Raw genomic sequence first — 17,322 nt, forward strand, 5'->3', positions numbered from 1 at the left:
TGATCAAAAACTTCTTACGTCGTCTCCGACATCGAAAGAATCAGTGAGATCTCAGATCAGGTCTTCGCAGCGGCTACTGTGGGCGCCTGAACCGGCACAGGAACGGACGAGGTTCCCGCCCACCCACCCCAGGCAGCCACCAGCAGGCCTAAAAACAACGCAATAAACCCCCACAATGGAACCCACTCGAGTTGTGGCCGGGTTCCTTGTTCGTTTTGGACGTGAGCCTGTTGAAATTCCTGGTCCCATCGGCTCAGCAGAGACGCGGCGTCCTGCTGGCTGAGGTTGTGTTTGGTGGTTAGCAGATTGATGGCCTGGTCGCGAGCCTGGGGCGCTTTGGACGGGCCGCCTTGAGATTCCATACGCGCCAGAGCACTCGCCAAATCCGTGTCCTGCTGGGCCAGCGCGCTCAATTGGCCGGGTGGCTGTTGGCCCTCGGTCCGGCCTGTCGGTGGAAGCAACGCCCCGGAATTGGGCAAGGCCCCTTTGACCTCAGGTGCATCCGCAAGCGGGCCGGGTTCATTGGCGGGGTTCAATTGAGAAGAGATAGCATTGCCGATGAATGTGCCCGTACCGCCCAGGACCGAGCCCACCGTGGTGGCCAGCAGCAGAAACATCGCTACCATCGCCACGCTCCAGGAAACAATCCCGTGCAGCATTCCGTCAGCTCGCTGTGGCCCGCCGCAAAGTCGCCCGGCGATGCACGAACCTATCCAAATCGAAACCAGGCCGGTCACTAGGAGCCAGATGCCTGAGCCGGTGATGATTTGGGCGCCCGAAACCTGCGGCTGGCTTGCATTCAGCTTCGCAATGCCCACCGCCACACCCAGCAAAGTAAACATCACCTGCATCACAATGGTGACAAACATCCCGCCAAAAATTGCTCCCCAGGAAACCCTCTTGACATGTGAAGGCGCCAGACCTGAAGGCTGCTCAATATAGACTTCTTCTTTCATACAACGGCATCGCTCTCCAATCCTTTTCGATTCACTCCTGAGTTTTCTGCATCGGTAAAGTACTCCTGATAGTAATCAAGCCGCTTTGGGGTGTTTCCCTATTGTCTCTGTTTTTCAAACACCCGTGCGAAACGAATGACCAGCGGTCTTCAGAGCCCCTGAGACGCCCTCGACAGAACCGGTTGGGTCGTCTAGCTTGCCCGCTAAAGAGCTATGACTGACCCGCGCTACACCAAGCTGGCTAAACTCCTGGTTGAATATTCGACGGCACTCGAAAAAGGCGATCGCGTTCTGTTGGACCTGATTGATGTGCCGGATGAATTCTCGATTGAATTGATTCGCGCCGCCCGGGCAGTGAAAGCGGTGCCGATAGTCGCTGTGCGCCATACACGATTGAACCGCGAATTGCTGCGCGAGACCGACGAACAGCACGCCGCGCTCGAACGCGATCTGGAGTTGTTCCGCATGAAGAAGATGCAGGCCTACATCGCGGTGCGCGGCAGCTCTAACGCCAATGAAAACGCCGACATTCCCAGCGAACGCATGGCGCTCTATTCGCGCACAACCCGCCCGGTGCTGAATCACCGGGTGAGCAAGACCCGTTGGTGCGTCTTGCGCTGGCCCTCTCCCAGCATGGCCCAGGGCGCTGGAATGAGCACGGAGGCATTCGAGGACCTCTTTTTTAACGTCTGCACGATGGATTACCGCAAGATGGCCCGCGCGATGGCCCCCCTGGAGAGGCGCCTCAGCAAGGCCGACCAGGTTCATCTCAAAGCGCCCGGCACCGACCTGAACTTCAGCATCAAGGGCATCGGCGCTAAAATGTGCAAAGGCGACCGGAACATTCCCGATGGCGAAGTCTTCTCTTGTCCAGTAAAGGACTCGATTCAGGGCCGAATTCAATTCAATACCCCCACGCTATATTCCGGGACCAAGTTCGAGAATGTGTGTCTCGAATTCAAAGACGGCAAGGTGGTCAACGCGACCTCCAATAACACCCGGCGGCTCAACGAGATTTTGGATACCGACCCCGGGGCCCGTTATACCGGCGAGTTCTCGCTTGGGTTCAACCCGTATATCCTTAACCCGATGTGCGACATTCTCTTTGATGAAAAAATCGCCGGGTCCCTCCACCTAACACCCGGCCAGGCCTATGAAGAATGCGACAATGGCAACCGCTCAGCCGTCCATTGGGATATGGTGCTGATCCAGCGCCCCGAATGGGGTGGAGGTGAAATTTGGCTGGACGGCGAACTGATTCGAAAGGACGGTATATTTCTTCCCAAAGACCTCAGGCCCCTCAATCCGCAACACTTGAAGTGAGGCTCATCCCGCGGTTGCCCGCAACAGCTTCCTTCGCCGATTTGCAAAAACTTTCAGCCAGGGGTGTCAGCCCCTTTTTGGTCCACACAGCCCCGATTACAAAAGGCTCGGGCGCGGGCGACAGCGGGATGAGTTTCAGGCGGGGGCCGGCCGAGCAGGAGAAGCTTTCAGGCACTATGGCCAGCCCGGCGCCAGACTCAACGGCGGCGATCAAGCTGGCGGAGCTATCTTGTTCCTGGGCAATCCTGGGTTTGGCTTTGATCGGCGCAAACAACGCGTCGAGGTAATCATGATATTCCGGGTAATCCTTGCTGCTAAAGACCACCAGCGCTTCCCGGGCGGCTTGCGCCAGAGGGATGGAACGCAGCCGGGCCAGCGGGTGGCCGGGTGGCGCCGCCAGGCACAACGTGTCCTGCGCCAGTTCCTCAAAGTGCAGTCCCCGCAGCATCCTGCTGCTGGGGCGCACCAGGAACGCCACATCGAGTTTGCCCTCCCGAACCCCAGCCAGCATTTCCTCGGTGGACACGTCGTGCAACCTGACTCGGACCTTTGGAAACCGCGTCTGAAATGCTCGCAAGCTTGCGGGCATTATCCGGACCGTTGGCGAGGGGGCGTACCCAACATGAAGTTCCACACGGCCCGCAGTGGCAATCGCCCGCGCAGCCTTCACAGCCGCTTCGGCTCGCTGCACAACCGCGCGCCCTTCGGTGAGAAAGGCCCTTCCGGCTTCGGTCAAGCGCACCGATTTCGCGCTCCGTTCAAACAGGGAAAACCCAAGCTCCTCTTCCAAATCGCGAATCTGCCGGCTCAGGGCCGGCTGGGACACACGCAGCTTCAGCGCCGCCCGCGAGACGTTCTCCGCCTCGGCAGCGGCAATAAAATAGCGGAGATGACGCAGTTCCATAGGAAAACGACTATGCCCTTTGGTTATGCTCAGTCAAGAAACATGATCTTTCTCAAGCCCCTTTGATCTGTGGCAGTGTAGGGGCATGAGAATGATTCGAAAAGCAAATGAACGGGGGCACGCCGAGCACGGCTGGCTGGATTCTTACCACACTTTCAGCTTCGCGGATTACTACGATCCGGATTGGATGGGCTTCCGGTCCTTGCGTGTCATCAACGACGACCTGGTGATGCCGGCGATGGGGTTTGGAACGCATCCGCACCGGGATATGGAGATCATCACCTATGTCCTGAGCGGCGCGCTCGAGCACAAGGATTCCATGGGCAATGGCCGCGTCATCCGCCCAGGGGAAGTCCAATATATGGCCGCGGGAACCGGGGTTCAGCACAGTGAGTTTAACCCCTCGAAGGATGAAGCGGTGCACCTGTTGCAAATCTGGATTGTGCCCGAGCGCAAAGGGGTGAAGCCGCGCTACGGCGAGAAGTCCTTGGTGGACGCGCCAAAAGGCCGGTTCAACCTCGTGGTCTCGAAGTCAGGTCGCGAGGGTTCACTGTCCATCAATCAGGACGCCGAGCTCTACCTGGCTAAATTGGAACCTGGCAATGAGGCCTCGCATGCGCTGAAACCATCGCGTCATGCATGGCTGCATGTGGCCGAAGGGGAGGTGAGGCTTGGCGGCGACACGCTCAAGAGCGGCGATGCGGTGGCGTTTTCGGATGAGTCGCAAGTGCAACTCACCGCCCTGAAGCCGTCGCAGGTGCTGCTGTTTGATCTGAATTAATGCGCCGCGCGCTCTCAGGCGCTGGTCTGATAAGAGTATGCTCCTGGCAGGTCTCGATGCGCCGGGATAGGAAGAGCTGCTCGGATTTCAGGCCGGTGAGCTTGAGGGCGCGGCGGAAGTAATCTGCCGCGGCCGAAAAGTTGCCTCGGCGGCTTTCGAAATCTCCCAGGACAGCGTAGAAAAGATAGTACGAGTTCAATTCCATTTGATTCGGGATCGCCCCGACGGCGCCGATTCCAGCTTCGGGGCCATGAACGTAGGCCAGTGCAACGGCGCGATTCAGGGCGACGACGGCTGAATCATCAAAGTCCAGGAGGCGGTCGTAGAGGGCCAGGATTTGCCGCCAATCGGTGGATTGAAAATCTTTGGCGGCGCAATGGCAGGCGGCAATGCCGGCCTGAAGGTGGTATTGGGTAAGCTCCTCTCCTGCAGCCGAGCGGGCGAAGTGGAACATGCCTCGGGCCAGGAGCGATTGATCCCAGCGGGAGCGGTCCTGTTCGGCGAGCCGGAGCAGGTTGCCATCTCCATCGCTGCGGGCGGGAAGGCGGGCGGCATTCAGGAGCATCAACGCCAAAAGTGCATGGGTTTTAGGCGCGCTTCCGGCGGCATGGTCAGCCAGCAACGCCGTCAGGCGAATGGCTTCCTGGCAGATTTCCTCGCGTACGAGCTTTTTGCCGCTCGATGCCTTGTAGCCTTCGTTGAACAGCAAATACAGTGCTTGGAGAACGCCGTCCAGCCGCGCCGCCAATTGGTCGCCTGCGGGGATTTCAAAAGGAATCCGCGCGTCGCGAATCTTTTGTTTCGCCCGGGTCAGCCGTTTGGCAATGGCGGCATCGGTGGTCAGGAAGGCGCGGCTGATTTCAGTCACACTGAAGCCGCAAAGGGTTTTTAATGCCAATGCCACCTGGGCGTCGGCTGGGATTGAGGGGTGACAACAGACGAAAATCATCCGCAACCTGTCGTCGGCGATTTCCTGGTCGGCGAAAATGGCAGCATCAGCCGCCTGTGCTGGCCGGTCCATCAAATGAACGATTTCGGCTTCTTTATCGCGGAAGACCTTCTGGCGGCGGATGAAATCCAGCGCCAGATTACGCGCCGCGCGCATGATCCAGGCTGATGGATTTTGGGGCACACCATAAAAGGGCCATGTCTGTAAAGCCCTAATGAGGGCTTCCTGGACGACGTCTTCTGCGAGCGTCAGGTGCTCGATACCAAAGATTCCGGCCAGGGTGGCCACCATTTTGCCGGACTCATGACGGAAGAGATGCTCGACCACTTCAGACACCTCACTTCCATCAGGATTTTGGTCTTCGCCCATGATTCAGCTCCGTCCTTTAGTTTGTTCGTCTAATTCGAATTAACCACCAGCCAGTGCGCCAATAATCAGGAAGGGCTCGGCCCCGCTGGCAACCAAGTCCGGCAAGACGCTCTCGACCCGCTCGTGTGACAGGTCCTGCTCGCAAGCAAAAAACCGCACGAATGGTCTGCGGCGCAAGGTAACATGATCACGGATTGTGCCGCGCAACACAGGAAAGCGGGCCTCAATGGCATCGAGAACGGCGCCCAGGGTGACCGGGCCGGCAAGCTCAACCTGGACCTCCCCGTCCACGCGCGCCAGCGTCCGTAAATGCGCCGGCAATAGCACCCGGATGTTCATTGCAAGGTCTGGACTTCAACCGAGAGGACTGCAGGTAAGTCCCGCGCGATGGGGTTCCAATTGTTGCCGTTGTTGGCCGACGCATAAACCTGTCCGCCCGTGGTGCCGAAGTAAATGCCGCACGGGTCGAGAGCATCAACAGCCATGGCATCGCGCAACACATTCACGTAGCAGTCGCGCTGCGGCAATCCTTTAGTAAGGGCCTCCCATTCGTTCCCCCCGGTCCGGCTGCGGTACACGCGCAGCTTGCCATCCGGCGGGAAATGCTCCGAATCGCTCTTGATTGGGACGACGTAAATCGTGTTGGGCTCGTGCGCATGCACGTCAATCGGGAACCCGAAATCCGTCGGGAGATTGCCGCTGACTTCGTGCCACGACTCGGCGGCATTGTCGCTGCGCATCACATCCCAGTGCTTCTGCATGAACAGCACATCCGGACGCGACGGATGCATGGCAATGCGGTGGACACAATGGCCGACCTCGGCGTCCGGGTCGGGAAGTTGAAAGGCGGATTTGAGCCCCGAATTTACCGGGCGCCAGGTTTTGCCCCCATCATCTGTGCGAAAAGCGCCCGCTGCCGAGATGGCGACGAAAAGCCGCCCGGGCCGGCTGGGGTCCAGGATAATGGTATGAACGCACATGCCGCCGGCGCCCGGTTGCCAGAGGTGGCCCTTGGCACTGCGTAGCCCGGAGAGTTCATGCCAGCTCTGGCCGCCGTCGGTTGTGCGGAACAGGGCGGCGTCTTCGGCGCCGGCATAGACGGTTTCGGGATCGGTTAGCGAGGGTTCCAGGTGCCAGACACGCTTGAATTCCCACGGGTGCTGCGTGCCGTCATACCATTGATGCGTGCCAGGGGTGCCTTCGTACACGAACTTATCCCCCACCGGCTCCCAGGTCTTGCCGCCGTCCTTCGAGCGCTGAATTTTTTGGCCAAACCAGCCGCTGGTCTGCGATGCATAGAGCCGGTTTGGATCGACAGGCGAACCCTTGAGGTGATACACCTCCCAACCCGCAAAGTGGGGCCCGCTGATCTTCCATTGTTTGCGTTTGCCGTCCGCCGTAAGGATAAAGGCCCCTTTCCTGGTGCCGACCAACAGGCGCACGCCGGTGGCTGGGCGCTTCCTTTTTACCGCTACTTTCCGTTTTGGTTTGGTTCCCATAGGACAATTCGTGGTGTTTATTCTGCCTACAACGTTTTCAAATACTCGTCAAGCCGGTCCAAAGTCCCGGACCAGCCTTTCTGCGTCGTTCTTGGCCTTCCTGAAGTCCCAAACAGGGGCCTGAGGACGGTTGAGCCAATGAAGGCTCAAACCGCCCCGGGCCCGAACTTGGGCTGAATGAGCTTAAGCGTTTGCCTCGGCGAGTTGCGCGTCGGGCACTGCTTCCCCCGTCAGCGGGCATTGTTCGGCCACCGGCCTCACCTCGATTTTCACGCCGTGGGCCAGCCCGGGACATTCCTGGGCGATAGCCACGGCCTCATCGAGGCTCTGGACCTGCAACAGGAAATAGCCGCCAATGGCTTCCTTCGATTCGGCAAACGGGCCATCGGCCACCATCCGCCCGTTTTTGCCTGAAACCACTTTGCCTTCAAACCCCAGCGGATTGCCCGCCACCGCCTTGCCCTGCGCCGTCAGGCGTTCGAACCAGGCCATCCATTGGCTGGCGACCTGTTGCATCTGCTCGGGAGAGAGTCCCTTGTGCCAATCATTACCGCGGAACAGCAGCATGTATTGAGGTGTCTTGCTCTGTGTTTGCATATATTTGCCTTTCTTTTATTAACTATTAATTGTCGTATTCCGTCAACAATACGACGAACCAGCCGGAGCGGCCAGGACAGGAATTTTAAAAAATTCACAACAACCTCGGTCGTGCCTTGAAGTCTGAGTTTCCCTTGCGCGTTGGGCGTTGAGGGTTGGAATTTTTTCTCCGCATCTGCCCGCTGCGGATAAGCTTGCCTGGGATGGGTTGGTTTTTTAGGCTGGCCGCACTGAGCTATGAACACGTCGATCCGCTTCAGACTTTTCCTCATGATGATCCTGGAATTCTTCATCTGGGGATGCTGGCTGCCGTTGATTTATAATTATCTGCCCAGTCTGGGCTTTTCCGCGTCGCGGCCGCCGCAGGAACTGGCCGGGTTTATTCCTCACAATCTCTGGGTGCTTTTCTCACAACAAAGTCTCATCCTCAACGCCTTTCCCCTTGCCGCCGTGGTGGGGATGTTCTTTAGCAATCAATACGCGGACCGGCATTTTTCGGCAGAACGTTTTCTGGCATTCAGTCATTTTATTGCCGGCATAGCGATTCTATTGCTGGCTTACACGCGCTCGTTTTGGCCCTTTTTCCTGCTGATGCTGGTGCATTGCCTCCTTTATGTGCCGACCAATTCCATCGCCAATTCAATTGCCTTATCCACCATGAAAGACGCCCAAAAGGAATTCGGGCTCGTGCGGGTGGGCGGCACGATTGGATGGATTCTGGCCGCCTGGCCTTTTACGTTTATCCTGGTGGACTGGGACAAGGTGCGCGCGGCTAATCCGCACGGTCCGATCAACTGGCTCGGCACAGTGCTGAGCTCGGGCCTGAGCGGTGAGGCCCTCCAGAAGGGCACGCGCTGGACGTTCATCGTCGCCGGCATCTCTTCGCTGCTGCTGGCCGCCTACAGCCTGACCTTGCCCCACACGCCCCCTAAAAAGGTCGAGGCGGGCGCCAATCGATTTGCGTGGCTCGAGAGCCTCAAGCTGCTTCGCCAGCCCTTTGTGTTGGTCCTGTGGCTGGTGACTTTTATCGACGCGTTCGTCCTCTACAGCTATTTCAATTGGACGGGCTCATTTCTGGCCGCTAAGCCTGAGGCGGGCGGGGTCGGCATTGCCGGCAACTGGATTATGCCGGTCATGAGCCTGGGGCAGATTGCCGAGATGCTGACGATGTTTATCCTTGGCGCAACGCTCAAACGGCTCGGGTGGCGCTGGACGATGGTCATCGGAATTCTCGGGCACGCCGCCCGCTTCACCATTTACGCCTTCTGGCCTCAGGCGGTCCCGGTGATTATCGTGCAACTGCTCCACGGCATTTGTTACGCGTTCTTCTTTGCCACCGTCTATATCTTTGCCGACGAATATTTCCCCAAAGACGTGCGCGCCAGCGCGCAGGGTTTATTCAACGTGATGATCCTGGGGATTGGCGCGCTGGTGGCTAATACGGTCTGCCCTTACTTGATGCAGAGCAAGTTCACCCATGACGGGGTGGTGAACTTCCGTGGCCTTTTCCTCGTGCCGCTGGGCGCCGCTCTGCTGGCAGCACTGGCACTGGCACTGTTCTTCCATCCACCCAAGAAACCTCAGCCCACACCCGCTGAGCCGGAAGCGGTCACGGCGTAAGATTGGAAAAGCCAAAACTTGAAAGAGGCGAAGCAAAGCTGCCGCAAAAGCATGCAAAGGACACAAAGATGAAGGAAACAATTCATATTCTTTGCGATCTCTGCGTTCTTTTGCGGCAACTCAATTCTTTCCGTCAGCAGCCTTGATGGCCTTGAGCTTCTGGAACTCGGGTTTTGTCGAGTAGTGCTTATCCAGAGGATAGCAGCCGCTGATAAGGCCGTTGCGCGGGGCGGTGGTGCAATCGCTGAAGGTGCGGCAGATTGATTTGACTGAGAGCACCCCCTTTTGCAGGGCATCGGCCAGCATTGTCGGATAAGCGAGCACCATCCGACCCAAACCGATGAGGTCGGCCCATTGATGGCGCACGACGTATTGCGCCACGTGCGGCAGGTACTCCTGCAGGTAACTATAGCCGGACCCAACAACGACCATGCCTTTTGGGGCGCGCTGCTTGAGTTGGCGCACGGCCTGGATTTGGCGGGCCACGCCCGCCAGGGGGTCCTCTGGGGGTTGGTAGCCATCTGAAGGCGGATACGCGGCTGGGCGCTGAATATGCGGATTGTAGTAGGGCGACCCAGCGCTCAAGTTGACGAGCTTGACTCCCACTTCCGCGCAGAGTTCAAGGAACCGAACAGGTTCGTTCAGGTCATATTCGTGCGGGTTTGCCTGGTTAATCCCGAACCCAAAGCGATACGGGAGCAAGTGGGAAACTGCTTCCGGAATTCCCGGGCCGGGCTTGCCCGGCAGCGAGAGGGCGGGGTCGGGTTTGAATGGCACGAGGTCGAAGGCGCTAAGGCGCACGCCGATTTCGATTGGATTGCCCTCGGCGCGAATCCCTGAAACTATCTCGCGCAACAACCTCGTGCGGTTTTCGAAGGAACCGCCATATCTCCCTGGCCGGGTAAAGCCGCTGAGCAGTTCGTGCAAAAGGTAGCCGTGGCAATGTTTGATATCGACGAAGTCCGCGCCGGCTTCCCAGGCAATCCTGGCAGCGCGAACAAAATCCAGAACCAGAGCCTCGAGCTCCGCATCGGTCCAGACCTGTTCATCGCTGGTGACCTTGAATTTGGCGTCCAGGATGGGGTGGCGATAGGCCACGCGCGGTTCGAGGCGGAACTTGTCATGGGGTTTGCAGAACCGGCCAGAGTGAGTCAATTGAAATCCTATCAACAGGTCGTCCGCAGTCCCATAAAGCTTTCGATGCGCCTGGACCAATTCCTGGCGCAACCGGGCCAGGTCCGCCTTGTTGGTTTGATTGATGACAAGCTGATGCGGATTGGCCCGCCCATCTGGGCGCACGGCCATGGCTTCACCGCCCCAGATGAGTTTGGCGCCGCTTTCGCCGAAGCGCTGCCACCTGCGCAAAACTTCCTCCGTCATCCCGCCACTGGCTGAGCCGTCCCACCCTTCCATCGGCTGCACGGCGTAACGGTTGCCAATGCGCTTCCCATTGATTAACGCCTGTTCGACCGCTTGCGACAGAGGCGAATCCGATGCGGTGAGAATGCTCTCCTCACATGGCAAATCGATTCCGAGCGAGGCAACGTGCGCGCGGAAATCGGCCACCGTCTTGAGTGAAGGGACGCGAGTGAGCTTCAGCATGGAGGGATTCTGATCGGGTTAGTCCGGCGTATCTATTCAATCCCAAGCTGCTTTTGGATTCTTTCGAGCGAAATACCCTTGGTTTCCGGCATGACCAGCCAGACCCAAATGAGCTGGCCGACCATGCAGAGGGCGTAAAAGGCGAAGGTATTTCCGCCGGATTTAGAGGCGATGACGGGGAATGTCCAAGAGATAAGCGCGGCCATGATCCAATGGGTCGAGGTGCCCAGGGCTTGGCCGCGGGCACGGACGCGGTTGGGGAAGATTTCGCTGATAAAGACCCAGATGACCGCCCCCTGACCGAAGGCGTGGGAGGCAATGAAAACCAGGAGGCTCATGAGAAGGAGTTTGCCTTCGGTGTGGGTATAGAAGGCATACGCCGCAGCACTCAGGCTCACGATGTAGCCGAACGAGCCCACGAACATGAGTTTTCTGCGGCCAAAATGGTCAATAATGGCCAGGGCGGCCATGGTAAACACCAGGTTGGTGAAGCCGATAATGACCGATTGGAACAGGGCAGATTGAGTGCCGGCGCCGGCGATTTTGAAGATATAAGGGGTATAATAAATGAGGGCGTTGATGCCGGATAACTGGTTGAAAGCGGCAATCGCAACCGCCAGCAGGATGGGACGCCGGTATTTTTTGCAAAAGAAAGGTTCGGCGAGGGTGTGGTGTTCGAGGTCGAGCGATGCCTGGATTTCGCGCAGTTCACCATCGAGATTTGCTGGAGAGGCCCCGCAGGAGACGAGGACTTCGCGCGCCTCGTCGAGGCGGCCACGAGCGATAAGCCAGCGCGGGCTTTGAGGGACGAAAAACAGAAAGAAGAAGAAGGCGGCGGCGGGAATGGCCATGACGCCGAACATCCAGCGGTATTGGGTGGCCCCAGGAATGACGGCGCCGATGATGTAATTGGAAAGGTAAGCCAGGAGAATGCCCAATACGATGTTGAATTGGGTGATGGCGACCAGGCGACCTCGGAGTTTAGCGGGAGAGATTTCGGCGATATACATCGGCGAGACAACAGAAGCCCCCCCGACCGCCAGGCCGCCCACGAACCGGAAAGCTACAAACGACCACCAGTTCCAAGCTAGGGCGCAACCGACGCCAGAAACGAAATAGAGAATGGCCAGCAGGGACAGGACGCCGCGCCGGCCAAACGAATCAGCGGGGCGCCCCACGGCTATAGAGCCGATGACGGTGCCAATCAGCGCGCTGGCTACGGTGAAGCCGAGCATGAATTCGAGCAGGCTCTCCGGGCCTATCGAGGGCAGCATGGCTTGCAGCCGCTCCGTAATGCCGGTCACAAAACCCGCTTTGAGCCAATCCGTGGTGCCTGAGATTACGGCCGTGTCGAAGCCGAACAGTAACCCGCCGAGCGCGGCGATGACGGTGCTGCGCAGCAGGACCGCGGTCAAGCGGTCAGCGCTTTGGGCAGGGCTCGAGATTTGAGAGGGCGAGGTGGTCATTGGAGATTTTCAGATTTCTGATTTCAGAGTGGGAAAGCGCGGGCTGGACAGTTTCATAAAGTGCGTGGTGGAACCCAATAGCGCAAAAAGGGCGCCGGAACAAACTTAAAAGGGTGGTCAACGAACTCTAAAAAGAACGATACGGCGCGTTGGTTTGGTAAAACATGAGGCGGCCCTGGAATTCCTCCCTCTCGTCATCCTGAGTGGAAAGGGAGATGGCCTGCTTTTCTGTGCTGACCGCTTGTTTGAACTGGCCGGCTTCGGCATAGGCTGCGGCCAGAGTATCGAGGATTTTGGGGCTGCGCCTGCGGCTTCCCTGGGCGGCTTGTTGCGCGAATTTCAGCGCGGTTTGGCCATCACGCAGGTGAGGGTCAGGTGAGGTAGCCAGCAGCCAGGCAGCCGTCTGGAGCGCCACGGCATCGCCTTGTGCAGCGGCTTTCTTATACCAGTTGAGGGCTTCCAAATCGTTTTTGGCGACCCCCTGGCCTTGATGATAGAACTCGGCCATGCAGCATTGGATTTCGGGGTTTGCCTGGGCCGCAACCTCGCGCCAGTACCCTTCGGATTCGGCGTAAGGATTAGAGCCCCCCAGGGCCGCTTCGTTGAGGTTCGGAACAATCCCTTTGAGGGCGGCCTCTCGCCACCATTTCTGCGCCTCATCGGGGTCTTTATCCACTCCAATACCTTTCCAATAACAGAGGCCAAGGTAAAGCTGGGCGCCGGGATGACCCTTTATGGCGTCCTGTTTGAAACAGTCGGCAGCGGCGGGGAGGTTTCGTGGGAGTCCCTGCGCATTGAAATAGCAAAGGCCGAGTTTGAAGAACGCCCCACGAGTGCCGCCGTCAGCAGCCTGACGCCACCATTTGACTGCTTCAGCCAAATTTGTTGAGAGACCTAAACCTTTGCTACAGCACCCGGCGAGCTTCATTTGGGCGGCGGCTAGCCCCTGCTCCGCCGCTTTGCGGAACCAACCGGCGGCTGCAACGGGGTTCTTCTTTACGCCGAAGCCGGTTGAACAGCAGGTGCCGAAAAAATCCTGCGCTTCGGCCGGTCCTTGTTCGGCAGCCTGCCGCGCCCAGCTCGCGGCAGCGGCGGGGTCCGAATCGATGCCCTGGCCGCTCGAGTAGCATAGGGCCAGGAAGAGTTGCGCCGGCGCCTTTCCTTGCTCAGCCGCGCGCTGGACCCATTTGACTCCTCGCGCCGGGGCGCGATTGACACCAGGGCCGCCATTGAGATAGCAGACGCCGAGCTGGAATTGGGCATCGGCGAAGCCGTTGGTTGCGGCTCGCTCGAACCAATCAACAGCGGCTGAAAAGTCCTCCGGTCCGCCGAGGCCGAACAGGCGGCCCAAACCGAGCAGGAATTGGGCGGGAGGCAGATTGGCTTGGGCGGCCTTTTGCAGCCAGGGAAGAGCCTCCGCGTAATCCTGGGTCAAACCGTCCCCGGCGAAATAGGAGTAACCAAGACGCAATTGCGCGAGGGCGGCGCCTTTCGCGGCGAGGTCCCGCGCAGCATCCGGCGAGGCCCTCAACACTGCATTCCACTCGGGCCTGTGCCGCAGAGCGAGAGCCCAGTCATTGGTGGCGGCGGCAATACCCGGCCATTCATCGTGCAGTTTGCCGGTTTGCGCGGCGATAACCCGGCCAGGCAGCAGGGCCTTTGCGCCAGCCTCGCCTGGCGAAGAAGCCAGCGAAACAACAGGCAGAAAGCAGAGCAAGAGGGTTGCCTTCATGCCCGAACTGGCGCCGTTCAAATCGGCTTTTTCAGCAATTCCAAAAACTGCTTCATCGCCGGGGAGAGCACCTTGGATTTTTTGTAAATGGCGCCCATCAGCCGCATATGATTGCCTTCCAGCCGCACGGCTGCCAGGCTTTGATCGGCTACTTCCTGGCGGATTGTGCTCTCGGGAACAACGGCGATGCCAGAGCCGATTTCGACCGCGCGTTTAATCGTCTCGATATTATCAAACTCCATCGCGTATTCGACCGAGACGCCCTGTTCCTTGAAGATTCTATCGATGGCCTTGCGGGTTGGCATGTCAGAATCAAAACCGACATATTTCTGCCCTTCCAGCGCTTTGAACCGGGCGGTTTTGGCCTTGGCCAGGGCATGTTGTGGCGGGCAAATCAGGACCAGCGGGTCCTTGCGCAAGGGGACGACTTCCAGTTTGGAATCGTGATTCGGATAGGAGACAAGGCCCAGGTCCACAATGTTGCCCAGCACATCCTCATAAACATTGTTCTCGCGGCGGTACTCGACGTGCAGGTTCACCGTGGGGTGCTCCTTCAGGAAGGCCTTGATGTAAGGCGGCAGATCGTGAAGCCCGATGCTGTACACGGCGGACACGCGCACCGTGCCGGAAATCTCGTTCTTGAGTTCCTGGAGTTTGCTGTGAATGCTCTCGTAACCCTGCAGGAGGCGTTTGCTGTACTCATAAAGGACCTCTCCTTCAGACGTTAGCCGGAAGTTCTTCTTGCTGCGCTCGATGAGGAGCGACTTGAATTGGCGCTCCAGGGCGCTGATGGTCTGGCTGACGGCAGACTGGGTGACCCCGTTGACCTGCGCCGCTTTTGTGAAGCTCTCGGTGTCAGCCAGGTCGCAAAATACTTTAAGGCTCTCGAATTGCATGCAGTGATTGAACTGAAAATAATGGAAAGAGTCAACAGAATCAGTTCGAGCATTATTAAAAAACCAGAGAGGGTTTTCCGCCCTGCCAGCCGGTTCAAACCTGAGGGATTCTTAGCGCTCCAGGACCTGTTTGACTTTCAGGAGCAGTTCCTGGCTGGTGAAGGGCTTTTGGAGGTAAGCGCCCTCCTGTTCCTGGCCAGCTGGCCAAATACAGCCGCTGGTGGAGAGGATGCGCAAATCAGGCGCACTCTGGCGAATTCGTTCGATGAGTTCGCGACCACTCATGCTGGGCATGACCAGGTCCGTAACAACCAAATCCACCGGTTTCTTGCCCGCAATCAGCTCCAGGGCCTTTTGTCCGGTGCTCGCGGTGAGGACCTGGTAACCATAGGCCGAGAGGATCATCTGGCCCAAGGTCAGCACCGGTTCTTCGTCATCGACGAAGAGGATAGTTTGATCTCCGCGGAGGTCGCTTGCCGCCATCTCGCTGTCGCCAACGATATGTTTTTCTGCGGGGAGATAAACGCGGACGGATGTGCCGCTGGCTGGCTGGCTGGAAACCGCAACACCGCCGCCGTGATTTGTGACAATTCCATAAACCCACGCCAGCCCCAAGCCGCGATGTTTGCCGCCCTTTGTGGTAAAGAACGGCTCGAAAATGCGGGGCAAAACCTCGGCGGAAATCCCGGCGCCATTGTCGCTAATCTCGATGCAGACATACGCCCCGGGGGCCAGTTGCACGTTGCGGTCCTGGGCGCGTCCGGCCAATTCCACGTTGCGGCTTTGGACGGTGATGCGTCCATAGCCGGTCACGGCTTCGAGGGCGTTTTCGAGGATTTTCATGAATGCCTGCTGCATCTTGGCTTCATCGAATTTGGCGGCGAAGAGCTTGCGTTCCAGAACGAGATTCCATTCCAGGGGATCGGCCGGTGGATGTTCCTTGAAGAAATCGACGGAGTGCTGGAGCAGGAGATTGAGGTTGCCGCTGGTCTGGCCGTGAGAATCCTTTTCCTGGCGGCTGAAGGCTCCCAGATCGTTAGCAATTTCGGCCCCATGCGCAGCCGACTTCTCGACTTCCAGCAGCGAGCGGCGCCAGGGATGATCTGGCTCCATCTGTCCCAGAATGAGTGAGGTATGGCCCAGGATGCTGGTCAATGCATTGTTAAAATCCAGCGAAACGGTCCGAGCCAATTGCAAGGCGCAATCGAGCTTCTGCTTGTGCGCCAGGCCCGCATCACCATTGGCCCCTTTGAGTTCACGCGCCGGGAGTGTTATCTCGGGCAACAATTGAATGACAAACACCTTTTGGCCATCCCGATTGAGCGAACAGATGGAGGCCAGTTGGGACAAGGTGGCCCCGCCTTTCCCGCGAAGTTTAAGGGTAACGGTAGGGGCAGGCGCCCTTTCCCATTGGGCCAGAAATTGCTCCGCGCTGCTGGTGTTCTCCGGCGACCAGACGGCGGAGAGGTGAGGCAAATCGCCTTCCAAAGCAGGGCCAAAGAGCCTCACGGCGGCGGAGTTGGCGCGGCAGATAATGCTGGCTCCGTCCACCAGGAGGGCCGGCCAGCCGGCATTCTCGAGGGCAAAAGTGATATCGTGCTTCATCGGCAGAATTTTGCGGATGGCAGGTTACTAAGCGGTTGGCCTTTCACAATGCGAATCTTCGCGACCATAGAGTCTGGCAAAATTCTTCAGCAATTGCGCTGCCAAAACGCCCACGCGCCGGCCCGATTCGAGCACGTCAGGGTGTGAAAGTGGGTTTGCCCCTGAACTGGCAGCCAAGTTCGTGATACAAGAGAGGGCGGCGACGCGCAGGCCGCAACGGCGGGCCACAATCGCCTCGGGAACAGTGCTCATCCCGACGGCATCGGCGCCCAGAGCGGCGAAAGCCCTGATTTCAGCCGGGGTTTCATAACTCGGACCGCTAACAGCGACATAGACACCTTCGCGAATGGCCAAACAACAGATGCGGGCTGCCCGGCGCAGGATTTGACGCAATCCGGGCTCATATAGGCGCGTTAAATCTGTAAAGTTGGCGGGTTCAGAAGGCGTTCCCCGCAACGGGTTGACTCCCATCAGGTTGATGTGATCGGTCAGTATCATGAAGTGGCCTGGGCGGAATGCCGCGTTGATGCCCCCGGCAGCATTGGTGAGCAACAGGGCTTCTATCCCGAAGGCTGCCAGGACGCGGATTGGAAAAGTGACCACGGACATTGGATGCCCTTCGTAAAAATGGGCCCGGCCACTGAGCACCAGGACTGGTGTGCCGCCTAATCGTCCCAGCAGCAGGCTCCCTTCATGGCCGCGAACGGCGGGAGGCGCAAAGCCCGGGAGGCGCGAGTAAGGGATTTGCGCGTCGATTTCCAGTTCCTTAACTGCGCTCTGGAAGCCGCTCCCCAAAACAATTGCCAGGGTCGGACGCAAGCGGGAGAGTTTCTTTAGACGCACGGCTGTCTTCGAGGGGTCTGCGCCAAGGGCGGGGCGGCGAAGGCGTGCAGGCCGGCGGCTTTTGGTGGTGGTGTGCGGCCCGAGAATCGGGCGAGACGCCTGCGCTACGGTGGCAGGTAACGAGTCCGGATTTCGCCGTTTGCTCCCGGTGAGTTTCTCAATTAATATTGGCACAGGTGT

The 17,322-nt window shown here is 58.5% G+C and carries 15 protein-coding genes; 3 read left to right on the forward strand and 12 right to left on the reverse strand.

Annotated elements, in window-relative coordinates:
• Positions 1-56: 56 nt before the first annotated feature.
• Positions 57-956 (reverse strand): hypothetical protein, encoded by a 900-nt coding sequence (locus VG146_22475; GenBank protein ID HEV2395126.1) that lies wholly within the window; start codon positions 954-956, stop codon positions 57-59.
• 213 nt (positions 957-1,169) lie between these two features.
• Here VG146_22475 and VG146_22480 point away from each other — a divergent pair, with 213 nt between their 5' ends.
• Positions 1,170-2,279, forward strand: a complete 1,110-nt coding sequence (locus VG146_22480; GenBank protein ID HEV2395127.1) for an aminopeptidase — start codon at positions 1,170-1,172, stop codon at positions 2,277-2,279.
• Here the strand turns inward: VG146_22480 and VG146_22485 are convergent.
• Positions 2,257-3,183: a LysR substrate-binding domain-containing protein gene (locus tag VG146_22485; protein HEV2395128.1), complete on the reverse strand. Its 927-nt coding sequence runs from the start codon at positions 3,181-3,183 to the stop codon at positions 2,257-2,259. The genes VG146_22480 and VG146_22485 overlap by 23 nt on opposite strands.
• Before the next feature lie 85 nt (positions 3,184-3,268).
• Between VG146_22485 and VG146_22490 the strand changes: the two genes are divergently transcribed.
• Positions 3,269-3,964 (forward strand): pirin family protein, encoded by a 696-nt coding sequence (locus VG146_22490; GenBank protein HEV2395129.1) that lies wholly within the window; start codon positions 3,269-3,271, stop codon positions 3,962-3,964.
• Here VG146_22490 and VG146_22495 read toward each other — a convergent pair.
• The 4 genes from VG146_22495 to VG146_22510 all read right to left on the reverse strand — a co-directional run bounded on the left by VG146_22495 (position 3,918) and on the right by VG146_22510 (position 7,378).
• Complete coding sequence (locus VG146_22495) at positions 3,918-5,282, reverse strand: sigma-70 family RNA polymerase sigma factor (GenBank protein HEV2395130.1); 1,365 nt, start codon at positions 5,280-5,282, stop codon at positions 3,918-3,920. The two genes, VG146_22490 and VG146_22495, sit on opposite strands and share 47 nt — an antisense overlap.
• A gap of 39 nt (positions 5,283-5,321) precedes the next feature.
• Positions 5,322-5,621 (reverse strand): MoaD/ThiS family protein, encoded by a 300-nt coding sequence (locus VG146_22500; GenBank protein ID HEV2395131.1) that lies wholly within the window; start codon positions 5,619-5,621, stop codon positions 5,322-5,324.
• Positions 5,618-6,781, reverse strand: coding sequence for an exo-alpha-sialidase (locus VG146_22505; GenBank protein ID HEV2395132.1), 1,164 nt, complete (start codon positions 6,779-6,781; stop codon positions 5,618-5,620). Before VG146_22505 ends, VG146_22500 begins: the two co-directional genes overlap by 4 nt.
• Positions 6,782-6,964: 183 nt before the next feature.
• A complete protein-coding gene (locus VG146_22510; GenBank protein HEV2395133.1) occupies positions 6,965-7,378 on the reverse strand; it encodes a YciI family protein in 414 nt (137 codons plus the stop codon).
• Positions 7,379-7,615: 237 nt separating this feature from the next.
• Between VG146_22510 and VG146_22515 the strand changes: the two genes are divergently transcribed.
• Positions 7,616-8,998 (forward strand): MFS transporter, encoded by a 1,383-nt coding sequence (locus tag VG146_22515; GenBank protein ID HEV2395134.1) that lies wholly within the window; start codon positions 7,616-7,618, stop codon positions 8,996-8,998.
• 120 nt (positions 8,999-9,118) lie between these two features.
• Here the strand turns inward: VG146_22515 and VG146_22520 are convergent, their stop codons facing one another.
• The 6 genes from VG146_22520 to VG146_22545 form a co-directional block, all read right to left on the reverse strand.
• Positions 9,119-10,597 carry an NADH:flavin oxidoreductase gene (locus VG146_22520; protein HEV2395135.1) on the reverse strand — a complete coding sequence of 493 codons (1,479 nt, stop codon included), beginning with the start codon at positions 10,595-10,597 and terminating at the stop codon, positions 9,119-9,121.
• Positions 10,598-10,632: 35 nt separating this feature from the next.
• Positions 10,633-12,066, reverse strand: coding sequence for a sugar porter family MFS transporter (locus VG146_22525; protein ID HEV2395136.1), 1,434 nt, complete (start codon positions 12,064-12,066; stop codon positions 10,633-10,635).
• Between the two features lie 127 nt (positions 12,067-12,193).
• Entirely contained in the window at positions 12,194-13,798 is a 1,605-nt protein-coding gene (locus VG146_22530; GenBank protein ID HEV2395137.1) for a hypothetical protein, read from the reverse strand.
• 17 nt (positions 13,799-13,815) lie between these two features.
• Positions 13,816-14,694 (reverse strand): LysR family transcriptional regulator, encoded by an 879-nt coding sequence (locus tag VG146_22535; protein ID HEV2395138.1) that lies wholly within the window; start codon positions 14,692-14,694, stop codon positions 13,816-13,818.
• Between the two features lie 111 nt (positions 14,695-14,805).
• A complete protein-coding gene (locus VG146_22540; GenBank protein HEV2395139.1) occupies positions 14,806-16,299 on the reverse strand; it encodes an ATP-binding protein in 1,494 nt (497 codons plus the stop codon).
• Between the two features lie 27 nt (positions 16,300-16,326).
• Complete coding sequence (locus tag VG146_22545) at positions 16,327-17,316, reverse strand: purine-nucleoside phosphorylase (GenBank protein ID HEV2395140.1); 990 nt, start codon at positions 17,314-17,316, stop codon at positions 16,327-16,329.
• Positions 17,317-17,322 lie beyond the last annotated feature (6 nt).

The organism is Verrucomicrobiia bacterium, assembly GCA_035946615.1.
In the GTDB taxonomy this organism is placed as follows: domain Bacteria; phylum Verrucomicrobiota; class Verrucomicrobiia; order Limisphaerales; family UBA8199; genus DASYZB01.

What these genes read in the sequence shown, in the direction of transcription:
- VG146_22505 (HEV2395132.1), bottom strand. Translation starts at nt 6,781, where the DNA reads ATGGGAACCAAACCAAAACGGAAAGTAGCGGTAAAAAGGAAGCGCCCA.
- VG146_22525 (HEV2395136.1), bottom strand. Translation starts at nt 12,066, where the DNA reads ATGACCACCTCGCCCTCTCAAATCTCGAGCCCTGCCCAAAGCGCTGAC.
- VG146_22530 (HEV2395137.1), bottom strand. Translation starts at nt 13,798, where the DNA reads ATGAAGGCAACCCTCTTGCTCTGCTTTCTGCCTGTTGTTTCGCTGGCT.
- VG146_22480 (HEV2395127.1), top strand. Translation starts at nt 1,170, where the DNA reads ATGACTGACCCGCGCTACACCAAGCTGGCTAAACTCCTGGTTGAATAT.
- VG146_22485 (HEV2395128.1), bottom strand. Translation starts at nt 3,183, where the DNA reads ATGGAACTGCGTCATCTCCGCTATTTTATTGCCGCTGCCGAGGCGGAG.
- VG146_22475 (HEV2395126.1), bottom strand. Translation starts at nt 956, where the DNA reads ATGAAAGAAGAAGTCTATATTGAGCAGCCTTCAGGTCTGGCGCCTTCA.
- VG146_22510 (HEV2395133.1), bottom strand. Translation starts at nt 7,378, where the DNA reads ATGCAAACACAGAGCAAGACACCTCAATACATGCTGCTGTTCCGCGGT.
- VG146_22535 (HEV2395138.1), bottom strand. Translation starts at nt 14,694, where the DNA reads ATGCAATTCGAGAGCCTTAAAGTATTTTGCGACCTGGCTGACACCGAG.
- VG146_22500 (HEV2395131.1), bottom strand. Translation starts at nt 5,621, where the DNA reads ATGAACATCCGGGTGCTATTGCCGGCGCATTTACGGACGCTGGCGCGC.
- VG146_22540 (HEV2395139.1), bottom strand. Translation starts at nt 16,299, where the DNA reads ATGAAGCACGATATCACTTTTGCCCTCGAGAATGCCGGCTGGCCGGCC.
- VG146_22495 (HEV2395130.1), bottom strand. Translation starts at nt 5,282, where the DNA reads ATGGGCGAAGACCAAAATCCTGATGGAAGTGAGGTGTCTGAAGTGGTC.
- VG146_22490 (HEV2395129.1), top strand. Translation starts at nt 3,269, where the DNA reads ATGAGAATGATTCGAAAAGCAAATGAACGGGGGCACGCCGAGCACGGC.
- VG146_22515 (HEV2395134.1), top strand. Translation starts at nt 7,616, where the DNA reads ATGAACACGTCGATCCGCTTCAGACTTTTCCTCATGATGATCCTGGAA.